Below are 19,000 nucleotides of genomic sequence, written 5' to 3' on the forward strand. Positions count from 1 at the left end.
ACTAACCAGTCCGGGCGAAACTCACGCGGGAGGCTGTGGACGACGGGGGCCGTGGTGGGCCGCCGGACCCCCCGGTCACAGCGGCTACAGTCGCCCCCATGACCAAGAAGTGGGAATACCAGACCGTGCCGCTGCTGATCCACGCCACGAAGCAGATCCTGGACAGCTGGGGCGACCAGGGCTACGAACTCGTCCAGGTCGTGCCCGGGCCCAACCCGGAGTCGCTGGTGGCGTACCTGAAGCGGGAGAAGCCGGAGGCGGACGCGTGAGCGCGGTCGAGGCCAAGCTGGCCGAACTGGGCCTGACCCTGCCGGACGTCGTACCGCCGCTGGCCGCGTACCAGCCGGCCGTGCGGTCGGGGGTGTACGTCTACACCGCCGGCCAGCTGCCGATGGTGGAGGGCAAGCTGCCGGTCACCGGCAAGGTGGGCGCCGAGGTCACGGCGGAGGAGGCCAAGGAGCTGGCCCGCACCTGCGCGCTGAACGCGCTCGCCGCCGTGAAGTCCGTCGTCGGCGACCTGGACCGCATCGCGCGCGTGGTGAAGGTCGTCGGCTTCGTCGCCTCGGCGGCCGACTTCACCGGTCAGCCCGGTGTCGTCAACGGCGCCAGCGAACTGCTCGGTGAGGTGCTCGGGGAGAAGGGCGTGCACGCCCGCAGCGCGGTCGGCGTCGCGGTGCTGCCGCTGGACGCGCCCGTCGAGGTGGAGATCCAGGTCGAGCTGGACCGGTAGACCCCCGGCAGGCCCGCTGACCTCGGGCACCTCTCGAACATTCGCCCTACACGGGATAGCCTCCGGCCATGGCGAACGGTCAGTGGTACCCCCCGGAGTGGCCCGACCGCATCCGCGCGCTCGCGGACGGCACCCTCACCCCGGTGACCCCGAGGCGCGCGGCCACGGTGCTGCTCCTGAAGGACACCCCGGACGGGCCGGTCGTCCACATGCTGCGCAGACGCGCCTCCATGGCCTTCGCCGGAGGCGCGTACGCGTACCCCGGGGGCGGTGTCGACCCGCGGGACGACGACCGGCAGATCCGCTGGGCGGGCCCCACGCGCGCGTGGTGGGCCGAACGGCTCGGCGTCGACGCGGCGGGCGCCCAGGCGATCGTCTGCGCGGCCGTGCGGGAGACCTACGAGGAGGCCGGCGTGCTGCTGGCCGGCCCCGGCCCGCGGTCGGTCGTCGGCGACACCACCGGCGACGACTGGGAGGCCGACCGCGCCGCCCTGGTCGCGCGCGAGCTGTCCTTCGCCGAGTTCCTCGAACGGCGCGGCCTGGTGCTGCGCTCGGACCTGCTGGGCGCCTGGACGCGGTGGATCACCCCGGAGTTCGAGGCACGCCGCTACGACACCTGGTTCTTCGTGGCCGCCCTCCCCGAGGGGCAGCGCACCCGGAACGCCTCCACAGAGGCCGACCGCACGGTGTGGATCCGCCCCGAGGAGGCCGCCGCCGGGTACGACAAGGGCGAGCTGCTGATGATGCCGCCCACCGTCGCCACGCTGCGCCAGCTGCTCCCGTACCGCACCGCCGCCGAGGCGCTGGCCGCCGCCCCCGCGCGCGACATGACCCCGGTGCTCGCCCGGGCCCGCCTCCAGGACGGCGGGATCGTCCTGTCCTGGCCCGGGCACGACGAGTTCACCAAGCACGTCCCGACCGCCCCGACGCCCGCCGGGACACCCGTGCCGGCCTCGGCCGAGACGGCCGTACCGGCGCCCGCTGACACGACCGGTGGAGGCCCCGCATGACCGACGCAGCAGCCCTGCCGGGCCAGCCCCGGGGCGGAGCGCTCTCGGGCCCGGCCACCGAACGGGCCGTCAACGTGCTGGCGCCCAACCCCTCGGCGATGACCCTGGACGGCACCAACACCTGGATCGTCGCCGAGCCCGGCTCCGACCTGGCCGTGGTGATCGACCCCGGGCCGCTGGACGACGGCCATCTGCGCAACGTCGTGGACACCGCCGAGAAGGCCGGCAAGCGCATAGCCCTGACCCTGCTCACCCACGGCCATCCCGACCACGCCGAGGGCGCCGCCCGCTTCGCCGAACTGACCGCCACGCGCGTGCGTGCCCTCGATCCGGGCCTGCGGCTGGGCGACGAGGGTCTGGCCGCCGGAGACGTCATCACCGTCGGCGGCCTGGAGCTGAGGGTCGTACCGACTCCCGGGCACACCGCGGACTCGCTGTCCTTCCACCTCCCGGCCGACCGGGCGGTGCTGACCGGCGACACCGTCCTCGGGCGCGGCACGACGGTCGTGGCGCACCCCGACGGCCGGCTCGGCGACTATCTCGACTCCCTGCGCCGCCTGCGGTCCCTGACGGTGGACGACGGCGTGCGCACCGTCCTGCCGGGCCACGGGCCGGTCCTCGACGACGCCCAGGGCGCCGTCGAGTTCTACCTCGCCCACCGCGCCCACCGGCTCGCCCAGGTGGAGACGGCGGTCGAGAACGGCTACCGCACCCCGGCCCAGGTCGTCGCCCACGTGTACGCCGACGTCGACCGCTCGCTGTGGCCGGCGGCGGAACTGTCGGTCCGGGCCCAGCTGGACTACCTCAGCGAACACGGGCTGATCCAGGCCGGGAACGACCTGCCCTAGGGTCGCGGGGCCTTCTCGCCGTGCACGCGCGTGTACTCCGCCGCGAGCCAGGGGCCCAGGTCGTCGACGTACGACCGCAGGACGTCCGGGTCGCCGGCCGGTTCGCAGCCGTACTCGGCCGCCGCACGCACCTGTGCGGCCCGCCCCGGGTAGTACGCGCCGAACACCGCGGCCATCTCGCGCAGATCGCTGGTCCAGCCCTGCCAGCGGGGCATGACGAGCGTGAAGGCGGTGCGGACGAGATGCCGGGACATGAAGCGCACGAGCGGCCGGCGGGCCTCCTCGGTGTCCTGCGCCCCCGCGATCCGCTCCCGCCAGCGCGGCAGGAGCCGGGCGAGGTCGCCGTTGGTCTCGCGGGCCAGCAGCGAGTCGGGGCGGTAGCGGGGCAGGTGCGCGGCGAGGTCGTCACCGAGCAGCGGGGTGCACAGGCAGGCGACGAACCACCCCATGTCATGGCGTTCCAGGTCGCTCAGCAGCCGCTCCCGGCCGTAGAGCAGTGTGCCGACGCCGTCGATCTGCGGGAACTCCCGGTCGACCGCCTCGCCGAGGAGGCGCAGGGCGTCCCGGTCGGCGTCGGTCGGCTCCTCGCGCAGCGCGACCAGGAGGTCCAGGTCGCTGCGCCCCACGCGCGCGGTGCCGCGCGGGACCGACCCGAAGAGGTAGGCGCTGTGCAGGCGGGTGCCGAGGGCGGCCGGCAGCCGGTCGCGGACGGCGGCCACGACCGGGCGGAAGGCGGGCCGCACGCGCGCGAGGGAGCCTTCGCGGACGAAACGGCCCTGGGCGTCGACGCCACCGGGGGCGGGGAGCACGGTCATGGACCTACTGTGCCGTCCGCCCACGCGCAGGGGCAGCCGGGTTTTCCGGCGGCCGGGACCCGCGTCAGCGCGACCGCTTCGCCAGCCTCTCCACGTCCAGCAGGATCACGGCCCGCGCCTCCAGGCGGAGCCAGCCGCGCTGGGCAAAGTCCGCCAGCGCCTTGTTCACGGTCTCGCGGGAGGCGCCGACCAGCTGGGCCAGCTCCTCCTGGGTGAGGTCGTGGACGACGTGGATGCCCTCCTCGGACTGCACGCCGAAGCGGCGGGAGAGGTCCAGCAGGGCGCGCGCCACGCGGCCGGGGACGTCCGAGAAGACCAGGTCGGACATGGCGTCGTTGGTCTTGCGCAGGCGGCGGGCGACGGCGCGCAGCAGGGCGCCGGCGACCTCGGGCCGGGCGTTCAGCCAGGGCTGGAGGTCGCCGTGGCCGAGACCGAGCAGCTTGACCTCGGTCAGCGCGGTCGCGGTGGCCGTGCGGGGGCCCGGGTCGAACAGCGACAGCTCGCCGATCAGCTCGCCGGGGCCGACGACGGCGAGCATGTTCTCGCGGCCGTCGGGGGAGGTCCGGTGCAGCTTGACCTTGCCCTCGGTGACGACGTACAGCCGGTCTCCCGGGTCACCCTCGTGGAACAGGGAGTCGCCGCGTGCGAGGGTCACCTCACTCATGGAGGCGCGAAGCTCCGCGGCCTGCTCGTCGTCGAGAGCCGCGAAGAGCGGGTTGCGCCGCAGAACGTCGTCCACGAGTTCTCTCCTTGTCGACCTGCTCAGGGGATCTTGCTCCCCTGTGTGCCAGGGGTCCGTGTTCCCCATTTTGCCGGACGGTCCAAACAGTGTGATCTGTCACAAGGATGCCGCACAGGGGTCCCGGGGTAAGCGTCAGGGGTCCGATCGGGGGCCGCTCAGCGGGGCCCGGCGCGGATGTCGGTGCCGGGCTTTAGGCTGGCCGGGTGTCCAAATCGCCGGTGAGAGCACAGGGCAAGGGGGCTGGGCGGGTGGTTGCACGTCATGATTCCGCTGTGGGCGAACAGGATTCCGGTGGAAGTAGTAAAACAGGCAAATCGGCTAAAAAGGCTGCCGCTGCCGTGACGGAGACATCGGCGGCTGAGAAGGCGTCGGCAGCCGGGAAGACACCCGCCGCCAAGAAGGCACCGGCCGCCGCGAAGACCGCGGCCGACAAGGAGACCGCGGCCGTCGAGAAGGCCCCTGCCGCGAAGAAGGCTGCGGCGAAGAAGGCCCCTGCGGCGAAGAAGACCGCCGCCGCGAAGAAGACCGCCGCCGGCAAGAAGACCCCGGCGCTGAAGAAGGCCGCCGTCGTGAAGGAGGCCGCGTCCGTCGGGAAGCCCGCCGGGAAGGCCGCCCCCGTCAGGAAGACCGCCGTCGCGCCCCCGTCCGGCGAGTCCCCCACCGCCCTGGTCCGCCGCGCCCGCCGGATCAACCGCGAGCTGGCCGAGGTGTACCCCTACGCCCACCCGGAACTGGACTTCGAGAACCCCTTCCAGCTGCTGGTCGCCACCGTGCTGTCGGCCCAGACCACCGACCTGCGCGTCAACCAGACCACCCCGGCGCTGTTCGCCAAGTACCCCACCCCCGAGGACCTCGCCGCCGCCAACCCGGAGGAGGTCGAGGAGATCCTGCGCCCCTGCGGCTTCTTCCGCGCCAAGACCAAGTCGGTCATAGGGCTCTCCAAGGCGCTCGTCGAGACCTTCGGCGGCGAGGTGCCCGGCAAGCTGGAGGAGCTGGTCACCCTGCCCGGCGTGGGCCGCAAGACCGCCTTCGTCGTCCTCGGCAACGCCTTCGGCCGGCCCGGGATCACCGTGGACACCCACTTCCAGCGGCTGGTCCGGCGCTGGCGGTGGACCGACGAGACCGACCCCGACAAGATCGAGGCCGCCGTCGGCGCGCTCTTCCCGAAGAGCGACTGGACCGACCTGTCCCACCACGTGATCTGGCACGGCCGCCGTATCTGCCACGCCCGCAAGCCCGCCTGCGGCGCCTGCCCGATCGCCCCGCTCTGCCCGGCCTACGGCGAGGGCGAGACCGACCCGGAGAAGGCGAAGAAGCTGCTGAAGTACGAGAAGGGCGGCTTCCCGGGGCAGCGGCTGAAGCCCCCGCAGGCCTACCTCGACGCGGGCGGCCGGCCGGCGCCGCCGCTGGGGGCCGCGTGACGGAACGATCCCGGGGCCTTCGGCGTTGGAGAGGACGGAGCGACGGGGGTGGCGATGACGTGGGCCAGTGAGGCACAGGGCGATCGGGTGACGCTCAGCAGGGAAGGGCTGCCGGACTGGCTGGAGCCCGTGGTGCGCGCCGCCGAGACGGTCCAGCCGCTCCAGCTGAGCCGCTTCCTGCCGCCGGAGAACGGCTCGGGGCGGCAGTCGGCCGTGCTCATCCTGTTCGGCGAGGGGGAGCGCGGCCCGGAGCTGCTGCTCATGGAGCGCGCGGGCTCGCTGCGCTCCCACGCAGGGCAGCCGTCGTTCCCGGGCGGCGCGCTCGATCCGGAGGACGGCGATCCGCAGGGCGACGGGCCGCTGCGGGCCGCGCTGCGCGAGGCCGAGGAGGAGACCGGGCTCGATCCGTCCGGCGTGCAGCTCTTCGGCGTGCTGCCGAGGCTGTACATCCCGGTCAGCGGCTTCGTCGTCACCCCCGTGCTGGGCTGGTGGCGCGAGCCCAGCCCGGTCGGCGTCGTCGACCCGAACGAGACCGCGCGGGTCTTCACCGTCCCCGTGGCGGATCTCACGGACCCCGCCCACCGCGCCACCGCCGTCCATCCCCGTGGCCACAGCGGCCCGGCATTCCTGGTCGAATCGGCCCTGGTGTGGGGCTTCACGGCCGGCGTGATCGACCGCCTGCTGCACTTCGCGGGCTGGGAGCGCCCCTGGGACCGCGGCAAGCAGGTCCCGCTCGACTGGCACGCATGACAGGGTGATCCCCGTGAACGTGCTGGACATCCTGCTGCTGGTCGCGGCCGTGTGGTTCGCGGTGGTGGGCTACCGCCAGGGCTTCGTCGTCGGCATCCTGTCGGTGATCGGGTTCCTGGGCGGCGGCCTGGTCGCCGTGTACACGCTGCCCGTCATCTGGGACGCCGTGACCGGCAAGGCGGAGGTCGGCACCACCGCCGCCGTCGTCGCCGTGGTCGTCGTGATCGTCTGCGCCTCCGTTGGCCAGGCCCTGACCACCCACCTGGGCAACAAGCTGCGCCGGCACATCACCTGGTCCCCGGCGCGCGCCCTGGACGCCACCGGCGGCGCCCTCGTCAACGTCGTCGCGATGCTCCTGGTCGCCTGGCTGATCGGCTCGGCCCTGGCCGGCACGACGCTGCCGACGCTCGGCAGGGAGGTGCGCGGCTCCAAGGTGCTCCTCGGGGTCTCCCGCGCGCTGCCCGCGCAGGCCGACACCTGGTTCGCGGACTTCTCCTCCGTGCTCGCGCAGAACGGCTTCCCGCAGGTCTTCAGCCCGTTCGCCAGCGAGCCGATCAAGGACGTGCAGCCGCCCGACCCGGCCCTGGAGAGCAGCCCGGTCGCCTTCCACGCCCAGCGCTCCATCGTCAAGGTCACCGGCACCGCGCAGAGCTGCGGCAAGGTCCTGGAGGGCAGCGGGTTCGTCTTCGCCGACCGCCGCGTGATGACCAACGCGCACGTCGTCGGCGGGGTCGACGCGCCGCGCGTGCAGATAGGCGGGGAGGGCCGCAGGTACGACGCGAAGGTCGTCCTGTACGACTGGAAGCGCGACATCGCGGTACTCGACGTACCGGACCTGAGGGCGACCGCCCTGCGGTTCACCTCGCGGGACGCGACCTGGGGTGACGGCGCGATCGTCGCGGGCTTCCCGGAGAACGGCTCGTACGACGTGCGCGCCGCGCGCGTGCGCGGGCGCATCACGGCCAACGGCCCCGACATCTACCACCGCGGTACGGTCCGCCGCGACGTCTACTCCCTCTACGCCACCGTCCGCCAGGGCAACTCCGGCGGCCCCCTGCTCACCCCGGACGGCAAGGTGTACGGCGTGGTGTTCGCCAAGTCCCTCGACGACGCGGACACCGGCTACGCCCTGACGGCGGACGAGATCCGGGCCGACGTCGAGCGGGGGCGTACGGCGAACGAACAGGTGGGCACGGACAGCTGCGCCCTGTAGAGCGACGCGGCGCGTTCAGCCCCGCGGGTGACGCAGGCGCACCGAGACCCAGCGTGCCCGGCGGCGCAGGATGCGCGGGATTCCCACCCGCAGGTCCGCTTCCGCGAGTTGCGGGGTGCCTCGCTGAGGCGTGCTCAGGCCCGTGGCCGAGCGGCGGTTGCGGGGTGCGTCACTGTAGTCGTGCGTCCAGCCCATACCCCGACGTGTGCCCCCGCCCCAAGGTCGATAACCGCGTGTGCGCCCCCCAATTGGCCTATGCGGCGGGCATGTGGCCGTTCGGGGGACAACTGTTCAGGAAATCGGATACTCCGCGCATCGAACCTTCACCGCACGGTCACCGGTCGGGCGCCTGACGCCTCATCGGTCGGGCTCGGGATCCTTGAGCCAGTTGATCAGTTCGGTGGAGAACGCCGCCGGGTCCTCCTCGTGCGGGAAGTGCCCGAGCCCGTCGAACAGCCGCCAGCGGTACGGCGCTTCGACGTACTCGCCCGAACCGGCCGCGCTGCGCGTCCGGGTGACCGGGTCCAGCGAGCCGTGCAGGTGCAGCGTCGGCACCCGTACGGGCCGCTTCATCCGGCGGTAGAACTGAACGCCGTCCGGCCGGGCCAGCGAACGCACCAGCCAGCGGTACGGCTCGATCGCGCAGTGCGCGGTGGACGGGATGCACATGGCCCGCCGGTACGTCTCCACGGCCGCGTCCTCCGGCGGCCGCGGCCCGGACCAGTCCCGGATCAGCCGGCCCGCCAGCGCGCCCCCGTCGGCGGTCAGTTGGCGCTCGGGGATCCAGGGCCGCTGGAAGCCCCAGATGTAGGAGTTGGCGGCCGTCTGCCGGGCGTCCCGCAGCATCGCCGCGCGCCAGCGCCGCGGATGCGGCATGGACGCCACCGCCAGGCGCCGTACGAGCTTGGGCCGCATGGCCGCCGCCGTCCACGCCAGGTAGCCGCCGAGGTCGTGGCCGACCAGCGCGGCGTCCGGCTCGCCGAGGGACCGGATGACCCCCGTGACGTCCAGCGCGAGGTTGGCGGGGTCGTAACCGCGGGGCGTGCGGTCGCTGCCGCCGACGCCCCGCAGGTCCATCGCCACCGCCCGGTAGCCCGCCTCCGCGAGCGCGGTCAGCTGGTGCCGCCACGTCCACCAGAACTGCGGGAAGCCGTGCAGGAGCAGGACCAGCGGGCCGTCGCCGAGTTCGGCGATGTGGAAGCGCGCGCCGTTCGCGGCGACGTCCCTGTGGCTCCAGGGACCTTCGATCCGTACGGCCGAGGGAGCGGCGGGGTCCGTCATGACGACGAGCGTGCCACAGCCTCGATGGCCGCGGGAGCCCGGTCCTCGGGCAGCTCCGGACGCGGGTGCGGCTTGGCGTTCTGCAGGACGCCCGCCGACTGCTTCATCGAGGCCGCCACCTTCTGCGGGCCCTGGCCCTTCTTGGCCTTCTTCGCGAACACCGTGCCGATGAGCGCGAGGAGGCCGGCGACCAGCACGTTGGCCGCGAAGGAGAGCACGAAGCAGATCGCCAGGTTCCAGTGGCTCCAGGTGCGGATGCCGTAGGCCAGGGCGAAGTTGAGCATCGGCAGGGAGAACACCAGGACCGCGCCCGCCATCGAGAAGGCGCCGCCGCTGACCGCGCCGCGCTTCACGTCCTGCTTGAGCTGGGCCTTGGCCAGCGCGATCTCGTCGTGCACCAGCGCCGACAATTCGGTCGTCGCCGAGGCGAACAGCTGGCCGATGCTGCGTTCGGCGCCGACCGGGCTGCCGTCGGGTGCGCTCATCGCGTTCTCCCTCAGAGGTCTCTCGTGGGTCTTGCGTACCGTCTTGATTTGTACCGTCTCGTCAGATCATGCCGGACGGCCGTCCTCCTCGCCTGCCCCGCCCGGCACTTCCTGAAGCCCGTGGCGCGCTTCGGCGGCCAGCCGGCGGTGTTCGGCGGCCTTGCGCTCGTGGATCTCGGCCATCCGGAGGTGGTACGCCGGGTCGTCCTGCTCGTAGACGTCCGGGATGCCGTCGAGGTCCTCATCGCGCTCCTCCTCCTCGCACATCCCGCGGTACTTGGCGTTGCGCAGCTTCAGCAGCACCGTCGCGCACGACGCCGCGATCAGCGACCCGGTGAGGACGGCCGCCTTCACCTCGTCGGTCAGTACGGCGTCGCCCTCGAAGGCCAGCTCGCCGATGAGCAGCGAGACCGTGAACCCGATCCCGGCGAGCGTCGCCACCGCGAAGACGTCGGCCCACGCCAGGTCTTCGCTGAGCTGCGCGCGGGTGAAGCGGGCGGTCAGCCAGGTGCCGCCGAAGATGCCGACCGTCTTGCCCACGACCAGGCCGAGCACCACGCCGAGCGTCTCGGGCCGCGTGAACACGTCCCCGAGCGCCCCGCCGGATATCGACACCCCGGCGCTGAACAGCGCGAACAGCGGTACGGCGAGCCCGGCGGACAGGGGGCGCACCAGATGCTCGACGCGCTCGGCCGGTGAGCCCTCCTCATCCTCGCGGGTGGTGCAGCGCAGCATCAGGCCCATCGCCACGCCGGCGATGGTGGCGTGCACGCCGCTGTTGTACATCAGCGCCCAGACGACGACCCCGAGCGGCACGTACACGTACCAGCCGCGTACGCCCTTGCGCAGCAGCAGCCAGAAGAGCGCGAGGCCGGCGGCGGCCCCGCCGAGGGCGGCGAAGTCCAGCCGGTCGGTGAAGAAGACCGCGATGATCAGGATGGCGAAGAGGTCGTCGACCACCGCGAGGGTGAGCAGGAAGGCGCGCAGGGCGCTGGGCAGTGAGGTGCCGATGACCGCGAGGACGGCGAGCGCGAAAGCGATGTCGGTGGCGGTGGGCACCGCCCAGCCCTGCGTGGAGCCGTGCCCGAAGACGTTGGTGAGGGTGTACACCAGTGCCGGTACGGCCATCCCGCACAGCGCCGCCACCACGGGCAGCACGGCCGCCCGGGAGTCGCGCAGGTCACCGGCGACCAGCTCGCGCTTGAGCTCGATGCCGGCGACGAAGAAGAACACGGCGAGCAGGCCGTCGGCGGCCCAGTGGGCGACGGAGAGGTGCAGGCCGAGGGCTCCGGGGCCGACGTGGAAGTCGCCGGCCGTCTGGTAGCCGTGGCGGATGCCGGGGACGTTCGCCCAGACCAGCGCGGCCACGGCGGCGAGGAGCAGCAGCACACCGCCGACGGTCTCGGTGCGCAGGGCGTCCGCGACGAAGGAGCGCTCGGGCAGCGACAGGCGGCCGAGGACCTTGCGGGAGGCGGTGCGGGGGCGGGTGGGGGGCGCGGTCACGGGGGAACCTCCGGGGCAGGCGGGACTCACATGCCGACCAGACTTCCCGGCGCACCTGGAGTGCCGCTCCGCGCGGCGCTTTGCTGACCCTACCCATAGTGCCGCACGCCCGGGCCAGGCGATCCGCTGATCTTCACCGTGGACGCCCGAGGGGCACCCGGCGCGTTCGCCGCCCGGGTGCCCCTCGGGGTGCCGCTCACTCCTCCCGTACCGCTCGGACCTGGTCCGCTCAGTCCTCGCTGGGCGACGCGGGCAGCTTGGCCTGGATGAGGTCCATGACGGTGGAGTCCGTCAGCGTGGTCACGTCACCGAGCTGGCGGTTCTCGGCGACGTCCCGCAGCAGACGGCGCATGATCTTGCCGGAGCGGGTCTTCGGCAGCTCCGCCACCGGCAGGATCCGCTTGGGCTTGGCGATCGGGCCGAGCGTGGCGCCGACGTGGTCGCGCAGCTCCACGAGGAGCGCCTCGTTCTCCGAGGCCGTGCCGCGCAGGATGACGAAGGCGACGATGGCCTGGCCGGTGGTCTCGTCCGTGGCGCCCACGACGGCGGCCTCGGCGACCGACGGGTGCGAGACGAGCGCCGACTCCACCTCGGTGGTGGAGATGTTGTGCCCGGACACGAGCATCACGTCGTCCACCCGGCCCAGCAGCCAGATGTCGCCGTCGTCGTCCTTCTTCGCGCCGTCACCGGCGAAGTACTTGCCCTCGAAGCGCGACCAGTAGGTGTCGATGAACCGCTGGTCGTCGCCCCAGATGGTGCGCAGCATCGACGGCCACGGCTCGGTCAGCACCAGGTAGCCGCCGCCGCCGTCGGGCACCTCGTTCGCCTCGTCGTCGACGACAGTCGCGCTGATGCCGGGCAGCGGACGCTGCGCCGAACCGGGCTTGGCCTCGGTGACCCCGGGCAGCGGCGAGATCATCATGGCGCCGGTCTCGGTCTGCCACCAGGTGTCCACGACCGGCGTCCTGTCGGCGCCGATGTGCTTGCGGTACCAGACCCAGGCCTCGGGGTTGATGGGCTCGCCCACCGAACCGAGGACCCGCAGGGAGGACAGGTCGAACTTGGCGGGGATGTCGTCGCCCCACTTCATGAACGTCCGGATCGCGGTCGGCGCCGTGTAGAGGATCGTGACCTTGTACTTCTGCACGATCTCCCAGAAGCGGCCCTGGTGCGGGGTGTCCGGCGTGCCCTCGTACATCACCTGCGTCGCGCCGTTGGCCAGCGGGCCGTACACGATGTACGAGTGCCCGGTCACCCAGCCGACGTCGGCCGTGCACCAGTACACGTCCGTCTCCGGCTTCAGGTCGAAGACCGCCCAGTGGGTGTAGGCCGTCTGGGTGAGGTAGCCGCCGGAGGTGTGCAGGATGCCCTTCGGCTTCCCCGTCGTGCCGGAGGTGTAGAGGATGAACAGCGGGTGCTCCGCGTCGAACGCCTCCGGGGTGTGCTCGGCCGACTGGCGGGCGACGACGTCGTCCCACCACAGGTCCCGGCCCTCGGTCCAGGCCACCTCCTGGCCGGTGCGGCGGACCACGAGGACGTGCTCGACGTTGTCCACCTTGCCGATCGCCTCGTCCACGGCGGGCTTGAGCGCGGACGGCTTGCCGCGGCGGTAGCCGCCGTCGGCGGTGATGATCACCTTGGCGTCCGCGTCCTTGATCCGGGTCGCGAGCGCGTCCGCCGAGAAACCGCCGAAGACGACCGAGTGCGCGGCGCCGATCCGGGCCGAGGCCAGCATCACGATCGCGGTCTCCGGGATCATCGGCATGTAGATGGCGACGCGGTCGCCCTTGCGCACGCCCAGCTCCAGCAGGGCGTTCGCGGCCCTGGAGACCTCGTCCTTCAGCTCCGCGTAGGTGATCGCACGGCTGTCGCCGGGCTCACCCTCGAAGTGGATGGCGACGCGGTCCCCGTGCCCGGCCTCCACGTGCCGGTCCACACAGTTGTAGGCGACGTTCAGCTCGCCGTCCTTGAACCACTTCGCGAACGGCGGGTTCGACCAGTCCAGCGTCTCGATCGGTTCCTTGGCCCAGGTCAGGCGGCGAGCCTGCTCGGCCCAGAAGCCGAGCCTGTCAGCCTTGGCCTGTTCATACGCCTCCGCGGTGACGTTGGCGTGCGCTGCCAGGTCGGCGGGCGGCGCGAACCTGCGTTCTTCCTTGAGCAGGTTGGCCAGGCTCTCGTTGCTCACGACATCTCCCTTTCGAAGGGTGTCCGTTGTGTCCCAGGCCACAGCTCATCAGACCCGGGGTCCGATGACAAGGGTCGACCGGAAAATTGGTTTAGACCTGTCGGCCGCTCGTGGCCCGCACCGCTTCGTGTGCCCCCTCACCTCCACCGATGCCTCCCGCGACGTCCTCGAACACCGCTTCCTCCTCCGTCCCCGCGAGCAGGTACGCCTGTGCCTCGCCCACGTGGAAATACATGCCGTGCAGCTCCAGCGCCCCCTCGGCCAGCGCCCGGGCCACCGGTCCGTGCGCCCGCAGATGCGCCAGTTGCTGGATCACGTTGGTCAGGCACAGCAGCTCCACCGCGTCCGTGGGCTCCCGCCCGGCCAGCCGGGGCCGTCCGGGCTGGTCACCGGCCGTCCGCGCCAGGCTCGGCAACCCGTGCCGCAGCCACCGCTGGAGCGGGGTGCCGTCCCCCTGGCCGGCCCCCGAGGCCAGCAGTGCCTGCATCGCCCCACACCCGGAGTGCCCGCACACCGTGATCGAGCGCACCCCGAGCGCGTCCACCGCGTACTCGATGGCGGCGGCCACCGAGTCGTCGCCGTGCTCCTCGCCCGGTGGCGGCACCAGGTTGCCGACGTTGCGGACGACGAACAGGTCGCCGGGACCACTGGCGGTGATCATCGACGTGACGAGCCGGGAATCGGCGCAGGTCAGGAAGAGCTGGGAGGGCCGCTGGCCCTCCCGGGCGAGCCGCGCCAGCTCCTCCCGCACCAGCGGCGCGGTGTTCCGCTGGAACGAGCTGATGCCACGGGCCAGTTCCCGGCCGGGCCCCTGGCCCGCCGGGGCGGCGGCCGCGGCGAAACAGGCCTGGTGGTTGCGCCAGGGGGTCCAGGGGCGGCACCGGCACTCGGTGGCAGGGGCCTGCCCGGCGGTCCGGACTCCGTCGCGCCGGCCCGACAGCTCGGCCGTGCCTCCCCGCGCGGTGTGGGAGCTGCGCCAGTCCTGCAGCGACTCGTACGCCGCGTGGTCCATGAACGAACCGTCCAACTCCACGACGGCACGGGCGCCCTGGGGCACGAGGTGCAGGGTTCTGCTGAGCCGGGGCACCGCGAGGAAGGTCAGCTGACCCCGGACGCGTACGTGATGGACCCCTTCCTTCTCGTGGTGGGTGATGCGGGTGCGGGCGAGGCGGTGCAGGGCGACGGCGACCGCCACGGCGACTCCGAGGAACACGCCCTGGAGGACGCCGAGGACCACCACGCCGAGCGTGGTCACGGCGTAGACCGGCACTTCGCGGTGGCGCGTCACCGTGCGGATGTGGTGCAGGGACACCATCTGGATGCCGACGGCCATCACCAGGGCGGCGAGGGAGGCGAGCGGGATCTCCTCGAGGACCGGGACCATCAGCAGCGCGGCGACTACTACGAGAACGCCGTGCGTCATCGTGGAGTTCCGGCTGACCGCACCTGATTTCACATTCGCGGTACTGCGCACCGCCACGCCCGCGATCGGCAGTCCGCCGAGGGCCCCGGAGACGATGTTGGCGGCGCCCTGGCCGAGCAGCTCCCGGTCCAGGTCGGAGCGGCCGATGCGGGACTGCGGTCCGGTGCGGGCGGCGACCAGCTTGTCCACGGCCACCGCGCCGAGCAGCGACTGCACGCTGCACACCAGGGTGGTGGTGAGCACCGCGGCCACCAGGCCGAGCACGGGGCCCTCGGGCAGTCCGGCCAGGGCGTGGCTGTGCCAGGACGGCAGCTCGACGCGGGGGAGGCTCAGTCCCGTGAGGGCGGCGGTCGCGGCGGCTCCGGTGACGGCGACGAGGGCGGCCGGCACCCTGCGCAGCAGCCGGCCGGCGCGGCCGGGCAGGCGGGGCCACGCCAGCAGCAGGGCCAGGGTCAGCGCGCTCATCGACACGGCGGCCGGGTGCAGACCGGCCAACTGGGCGGGCAGCTGCCGCACGTTGGCGAGGACGGAGCTGTCCGGGTTGCCGCCCAGGACGATGTGCAGCTGGGCGACGGCGATGGTGATGCCGATGCCGGCCAGCATGCCGTGCACCACGGCCGGGCTGACCGCGAGCGCGCCGCGCGCCACCCGCAGGCAGCCGAGGCCTAGTTGGGCGAGGCCCGCGAGCACGGTGATGCCGCAGGTGGCCCGCCAGCCGTAACGGTGGATCAGGTCGGCGGTGACCACGGTGAGTCCGGCGGCGGGCCCGCTGACCTGGAGGGGGCAGCCGCCCAGCCGACCGACGACGATCCCGCCGACCGCGGCGGCGACGAGTCCGGCCTGGAGCGGGGCGCCGGTGGCCAGGGCGATGCCGAGGGAGAGCGGCAGGGCGATCAGGAAGACCGCGACGGCCGCGGACAGATCGGCGCCCGCGACCGGGAAGCGGCGGCGGGTCGGTGCGGGGTCGTGCGGGGGGTGGGGCTGCTGGGTGTGAGGGGGTGCGCAGGCGGACATGTTCCCGTCTCCTCCGGGGCGGCGCGGTCGCGGACTGGGTGGGAGCCGCGGCGATGGGCGGGCTCGGTCGCGGCCGTGGGTCACGGCGTGCAGCGGCGGGATGGATCAACGCTCGGTAAAAGAACTGTAATGCAGAGTAAAGCCAAAGCATAACCTTTTGGCGCAAATGGGGTGAACAATCGCCCGCTTGAGTGAAGTGAGCATTTGATCGGCTTGTCGTACTAATTCCTTCTCGGTCGCGTGCGACCTTGGCGGCGCTGCCGGTGCGAACCCGGCGCATCACTCGAAAACGGCCCTCGTCAGCGTGTGCCTGGAAGAAGGAAGAAGGTGGGCGGAACATGGCCGCCACCCAGAGGATCGCCGTCGGCGCCATGGTCGCCGCGGCCTGTGCGGCGTCGTTGGCCGGTTGCGCGACCGGCCCCAGCGGCACCAAGGAAGGGGCGCCCGGCCCGGTGCAGGGTGCGCCGGCGCCCGGCAGCGTGCTCCGGCTGATCGGCGACGGTTCCACCGCCTACACCGGATCCCAGCCGCACCTGCCCCGGCCCGAGCGGCTGAGCCCCGGTCAGAAGCCCCCTCAGTTCGTGGTGTTCTCCTGGGACGGCGCGGGCGAGGACAGCCAGAAGCTGTTCTCGCACTTCCGTGAGGTCGCCAAGGAGAACAACGCGACCATGACGTACTTCCTCAGCGGCGTGTACCTCCTGCCGGAGGAGAAGCGCGAGCTGTACAAGCCCCCGCAGCACTCGCCGGGCCGCTCCGACATCGGCTTCAACGACGAGCAGGGCATCACCGACACCCTCAAGCAGGTACGGCTGGCCTGGCTGGAGGGCAACGAGATCGGCACCCACTTCAACGGCCACTTCTGCGGGCCCGACGGCGGGGTCGGCACCTGGTCGGTGGAGGAGTGGAAGAGCGAGATCGCCCAGGCCAAGAACTTCGTGAAGTCATGGCGGACCAACACGGGCATGAAGCGGACGGCCCCGCTGCCCTTCGACTACGACAAGGAGCTGATCGGCGCCCGCACCCCTTGCCTGGAAGGCCGGAAGAACTTCGTCAAGGCCGCCCGCCAGCTGGGCTTCCGCTACGACTCCAGCGGAGTCGACAACCAGGTCTGGCCCAAGAAGAAGGAGGGCCTGTGGGACCTGTCGATGCAGCTGGTGCCCTTTCCCGGCCACAGCTATGAGCAGCTGACCATGGACTACAACTTCATGGTCAACCAGTCCGGCACCAAGACCCAGGGCGACCCCGACAAGTTCGACTACTGGGGCGGCCAGATGCGCGACGGACTCATCCAGGGTTTCTACCGCGCCTACGACGGCAACCGCGCGCCCCTGATCATCGGCAACCACTTCGAGTCCTGGAACGGCGGCACCTACATGCGCGCCGTGGAGGACGTGGTCAAGGCGGTGTGCACCAAGCCCGAGGTGCGCTGTGTCTCCTTCCACCAGCTGGCCGACTGGCTGGACGCCCAGGACCCGGCGACCCTGGCGAAGCTGCGCACCCTGAAGGTGGGCCAGGCCCCACGGCAGGGCTGGGCGTCCTTCCTGTCCGGCCACCCGGCTCCCGCGCCCAAGGGCGTGCCCGGGGCGCCGGCGCAGGAGCCGTAGACGTCAGGCCGGCGCCGCCACGCTCTCGCCGAGCACGAAGTGGGGGTCGACCTGCGCCGCCAGGTCGGCCCCGGTGCGCTCGTTGCCCCAGGACTCGGCGTTCTTCAGGTGGAAGTGCACCATCTGGCGGGTGTAGCGCTCCCAGTCGCGCTGCTCGTAGGTGGCGTCGACGGTGGCCCTGAGCAGGTCGAGGGCGTGGGCGTTGGCCTCCTCCAGGAGGGCGAACCGGGGCGGCCGGCCCTTCTCCATGGCGCGCACCCAGTCCGACCGCCCGACCGTCACGAGCAGGTCGTCCCCGACCTCCTCGCGCAGGAAGTCGAGGTCGTCCGGGTCCTGGATCTTGTTGCCGACGACCTTGAGGGCCACGCCGAAGTCGCGGGCGTACTCCTTGTACTGGCGGTAGACGGAGACCCCCTTCCGGGTCGGCTCGGCGACGAGGAACGTCATGTCGAAGCGGGTGAACATGCCGGAGGCGAAGGAGTCCGAACCGGCCGTCATGTCGACCACGACGTACTCGCCGGGGCCGTCGACGAGGTGGTTCAGGAACAGCTCCACCGCTCCCGTCTTGGAGTGGTAGCAGGCGACCCCCAGGTCGGCGTCGGTGAAGGGGCCCGTGACCATCAAACGGGCGGCGCCGCCGTCGAGTTCCACCGGGCGCGCGCAGGCGTCGTAGACCGGGTTGGGCTCGCGCACCCCGACCAGCCGCGAGCCCTCGCCGGGCGGGGTCGTCTTGATCATCGTCGCGGCCGAGGCGATGCGCGGGTTGGTGCCGCGCAGGTAGTCCTTGATCAGCGAGAGCTGTCCGCCCATGGCGGGCAGCGCCGCAGCCTCCTCCTCGCCGAGGCCGAGCGCGGGGCCGAGGTGCTGGTTGATGTCCGCGTCGATGGCGACCACCGGGGCGCCGGAGGCGACGAGATGGCGGATGAGGAGGGAGGAGAGCGTGGTCTTGCCGCTGCCGCCCTTCCCGACGAAAGCAATTTTCATGTTCACCAAGGGTAGTCGGGTCATAGCTGTGCGTGTCACGCGGCAGTGAAGAAGACCACTCCTTCGTGGGGCGGGCCGACGGGGTGCGTAGTGTCGTACTCATGAGTACGACAGGCGCGACCGCCGATCCGCTCGCGGCCCTGGGCTCGCTGCCCGGTGTGGCCGAGTCCGTTGAGTCCGTGCGCAAGGCCGTGGACCGGGTCTACGGCCACCGGATCATGCGACGTCGCAGCAACGAGATCACCTCCGAGGCGGCCCTGCGCGGCGCCCGGGGCTCGGCGGCGCTGTCCGGCGCGGACTGGGCCCTGGAGGAGGTGCGCCGGCGCACCGACTTCGGCGTCGACACCGAGGCCCGGGTCATGGGCGCGGCCCTGCGGCTCACCGCCGAGGCGGGGCAGCTGCTGTCCATCTGGCGCCAGTCGCCCCTGCGGGTGCTGGCCCGGCTGCACCTGGTGGCCGCGGCGAGCGGTGAGGACCAGGTCGGCAGGCCGCGGCTGGCCGGCGAGCCGGTCGACGAGCCGCTGGTCGAGCTGCCGCTGCCGGACGCCGGGGAGGTCTCGGGCCGGCTGGAGGGGCTGGCCGACCTGATCATCGCCGGGACCTCCGCGCCCGCGCTGGTCACGGCCGCCGTGGTGCACGGCGAGCTGCTCGCGCTGCGCCCCTTCACCTCCCACAACGGCCTGGTCGCGCGCGCGGCCGAGCGGATCGTGCTGATCGGCAGCGGACTGGACCCGAAGGCGGTCTGCCCGGCCGAGGTGGGCCACGCCGAACTGGGGCGCGCCTCCTACCTGGCCGCTCTGGACGGGTACGTCTCCGGCACCCCCGAGGGCATGGCTGCCTGGATCGCCCACTGCGGCCGGGCGGTGGAGCTTGGCGTACGCGAGTCGACGGCGGTGTGCGAGGCGCTCCAGCGCGGCGCGGCCTGAGAAGACGAAAAGGGTGCGGCGGTACGAGTGCTCGTACCGCCGCTGGCATGATCACCGGGTTACCAG

18 protein-coding genes are annotated in these 19,000 nt (G+C 72.3%); 9 read left to right on the forward strand and 9 right to left on the reverse strand.

What is annotated here, in order from left to right:
* Positions 1-98 precede the first annotated feature (98 nt).
* From AB0947_RS11835 to AB0947_RS11850, 4 genes are all read left to right on the forward strand, one after another.
* A complete protein-coding gene (locus tag AB0947_RS11835) occupies positions 99-269 on the forward strand; it encodes a hypothetical protein (protein WP_014674017.1) in 171 nt (56 codons plus the stop codon).
* Complete coding sequence (locus AB0947_RS11840) at positions 266-730, forward strand: RidA family protein (RefSeq protein WP_014674018.1); 465 nt, start codon at positions 266-268, stop codon at positions 728-730. Before AB0947_RS11835 ends, AB0947_RS11840 begins: the two co-directional genes overlap by 4 nt.
* Before the next feature lie 68 nt (positions 731-798).
* Entirely contained in the window at positions 799-1,740 is a 942-nt protein-coding gene (locus AB0947_RS11845; protein WP_366750195.1) for an NUDIX hydrolase, read from the forward strand.
* The gene (locus tag AB0947_RS11850) at positions 1,737-2,588 is read left to right on the forward strand and encodes an MBL fold metallo-hydrolase (protein WP_366750196.1); all 852 of its coding nucleotides are present in this window, start codon (positions 1,737-1,739) and stop codon (positions 2,586-2,588) included. The genes AB0947_RS11845 and AB0947_RS11850 overlap by 4 nt, the downstream gene beginning before the upstream one ends.
* On the opposite strand, the gene AB0947_RS11855 is transcribed toward AB0947_RS11850, so the two are convergent.
* Positions 2,585-3,403 carry a nucleotidyltransferase domain-containing protein gene (locus AB0947_RS11855; RefSeq protein WP_366750197.1) on the reverse strand — a complete coding sequence of 273 codons (819 nt, stop codon included), beginning with the start codon at positions 3,401-3,403 and terminating at the stop codon, positions 2,585-2,587. The genes AB0947_RS11850 and AB0947_RS11855 overlap by 4 nt on opposite strands.
* A 64-nt stretch (positions 3,404-3,467) precedes the next feature.
* The gene (locus tag AB0947_RS11860; protein WP_014674022.1) at positions 3,468-4,142 is read right to left on the reverse strand and encodes a Crp/Fnr family transcriptional regulator; all 675 of its coding nucleotides are present in this window, start codon (positions 4,140-4,142) and stop codon (positions 3,468-3,470) included.
* Positions 4,143-4,483: 341 nt separating this feature from the next.
* On the opposite strand from AB0947_RS11860, the gene nth reads away from it, so the two are divergent.
* The 3 genes from nth to AB0947_RS11875 are packed head-to-tail and all read left to right on the forward strand — an operon-like array spanning position 4,484 to position 7,529.
* Entirely contained in the window at positions 4,484-5,566 is a 1,083-nt protein-coding gene (gene nth, locus AB0947_RS11865; protein ID WP_366750198.1) for an endonuclease III, read from the forward strand.
* Positions 5,567-5,620: 54 nt separating this feature from the next.
* Positions 5,621-6,316 (forward strand): CoA pyrophosphatase, encoded by a 696-nt coding sequence (locus AB0947_RS11870; protein WP_366750199.1) that lies wholly within the window; start codon positions 5,621-5,623, stop codon positions 6,314-6,316.
* 13 nt (positions 6,317-6,329) lie between these two features.
* Entirely contained in the window at positions 6,330-7,529 is a 1,200-nt protein-coding gene (locus AB0947_RS11875) for a MarP family serine protease (RefSeq protein WP_366750200.1), read from the forward strand.
* Positions 7,530-7,544: 15 nt separating this feature from the next.
* On the opposite strand, the gene AB0947_RS11880 is transcribed toward AB0947_RS11875, so the two are convergent.
* The 6 genes from AB0947_RS11880 to AB0947_RS11905 form a co-directional block, all read right to left on the reverse strand.
* Positions 7,545-7,724: a hypothetical protein gene (locus tag AB0947_RS11880; RefSeq protein ID WP_078629584.1), complete on the reverse strand. Its 180-nt coding sequence runs from the start codon at positions 7,722-7,724 to the stop codon at positions 7,545-7,547.
* 162 nt (positions 7,725-7,886) lie between these two features.
* Positions 7,887-8,810 carry an alpha/beta hydrolase gene (locus AB0947_RS11885; RefSeq protein WP_366750201.1) on the reverse strand — a complete coding sequence of 308 codons (924 nt, stop codon included), beginning with the start codon at positions 8,808-8,810 and terminating at the stop codon, positions 7,887-7,889.
* Complete coding sequence (locus tag AB0947_RS11890; protein WP_171154160.1) at positions 8,807-9,295, reverse strand: phage holin family protein; 489 nt, start codon at positions 9,293-9,295, stop codon at positions 8,807-8,809. Before AB0947_RS11890 ends, AB0947_RS11885 begins: the two co-directional genes overlap by 4 nt.
* A 66-nt stretch (positions 9,296-9,361) precedes the next feature.
* Positions 9,362-10,798, reverse strand: coding sequence for a Na+/H+ antiporter NhaA (gene nhaA, locus AB0947_RS11895; protein ID WP_366750202.1), 1,437 nt, complete (start codon positions 10,796-10,798; stop codon positions 9,362-9,364).
* A gap of 229 nt (positions 10,799-11,027) precedes the next feature.
* Positions 11,028-12,983, reverse strand: coding sequence for an acetate--CoA ligase (gene acs, locus AB0947_RS11900; protein ID WP_366750204.1), 1,956 nt, complete (start codon positions 12,981-12,983; stop codon positions 11,028-11,030).
* A gap of 91 nt (positions 12,984-13,074) precedes the next feature.
* The gene (locus AB0947_RS11905; protein WP_366750205.1) at positions 13,075-15,420 is read right to left on the reverse strand and encodes a SulP family inorganic anion transporter; all 2,346 of its coding nucleotides are present in this window, start codon (positions 15,418-15,420) and stop codon (positions 13,075-13,077) included.
* A gap of 338 nt (positions 15,421-15,758) precedes the next feature.
* Here AB0947_RS11905 and AB0947_RS11910 point away from each other — a divergent pair, with 338 nt between their 5' ends.
* Positions 15,759-17,024 (forward strand): hypothetical protein, encoded by a 1,266-nt coding sequence (locus AB0947_RS11910; RefSeq protein ID WP_366750206.1) that lies wholly within the window; start codon positions 15,759-15,761, stop codon positions 17,022-17,024.
* A 3-nt stretch (positions 17,025-17,027) separates the two neighbouring features.
* Here AB0947_RS11910 and AB0947_RS11915 read toward each other — a convergent pair whose 3' ends face one another.
* Positions 17,028-18,008, reverse strand: coding sequence for an ATP-binding protein (locus tag AB0947_RS11915; protein ID WP_366750207.1), 981 nt, complete (start codon positions 18,006-18,008; stop codon positions 17,028-17,030).
* A 101-nt stretch (positions 18,009-18,109) separates the two neighbouring features.
* Here AB0947_RS11915 and AB0947_RS11920 point away from each other — a divergent pair, with 101 nt between their 5' ends.
* Positions 18,110-18,934 carry an oxidoreductase gene (locus tag AB0947_RS11920; protein WP_366750208.1) on the forward strand — a complete coding sequence of 275 codons (825 nt, stop codon included), beginning with the start codon at positions 18,110-18,112 and terminating at the stop codon, positions 18,932-18,934.
* The last annotated feature ends 66 nt before the right edge of the window (positions 18,935-19,000 follow it).

Source organism: Streptomyces sp. NPDC047841 (genome assembly GCF_040704085.1).
Classification (GTDB): Bacteria; Actinomycetota; Actinomycetes; order Streptomycetales; family Streptomycetaceae; genus Streptomyces; species Streptomyces argyrophylli.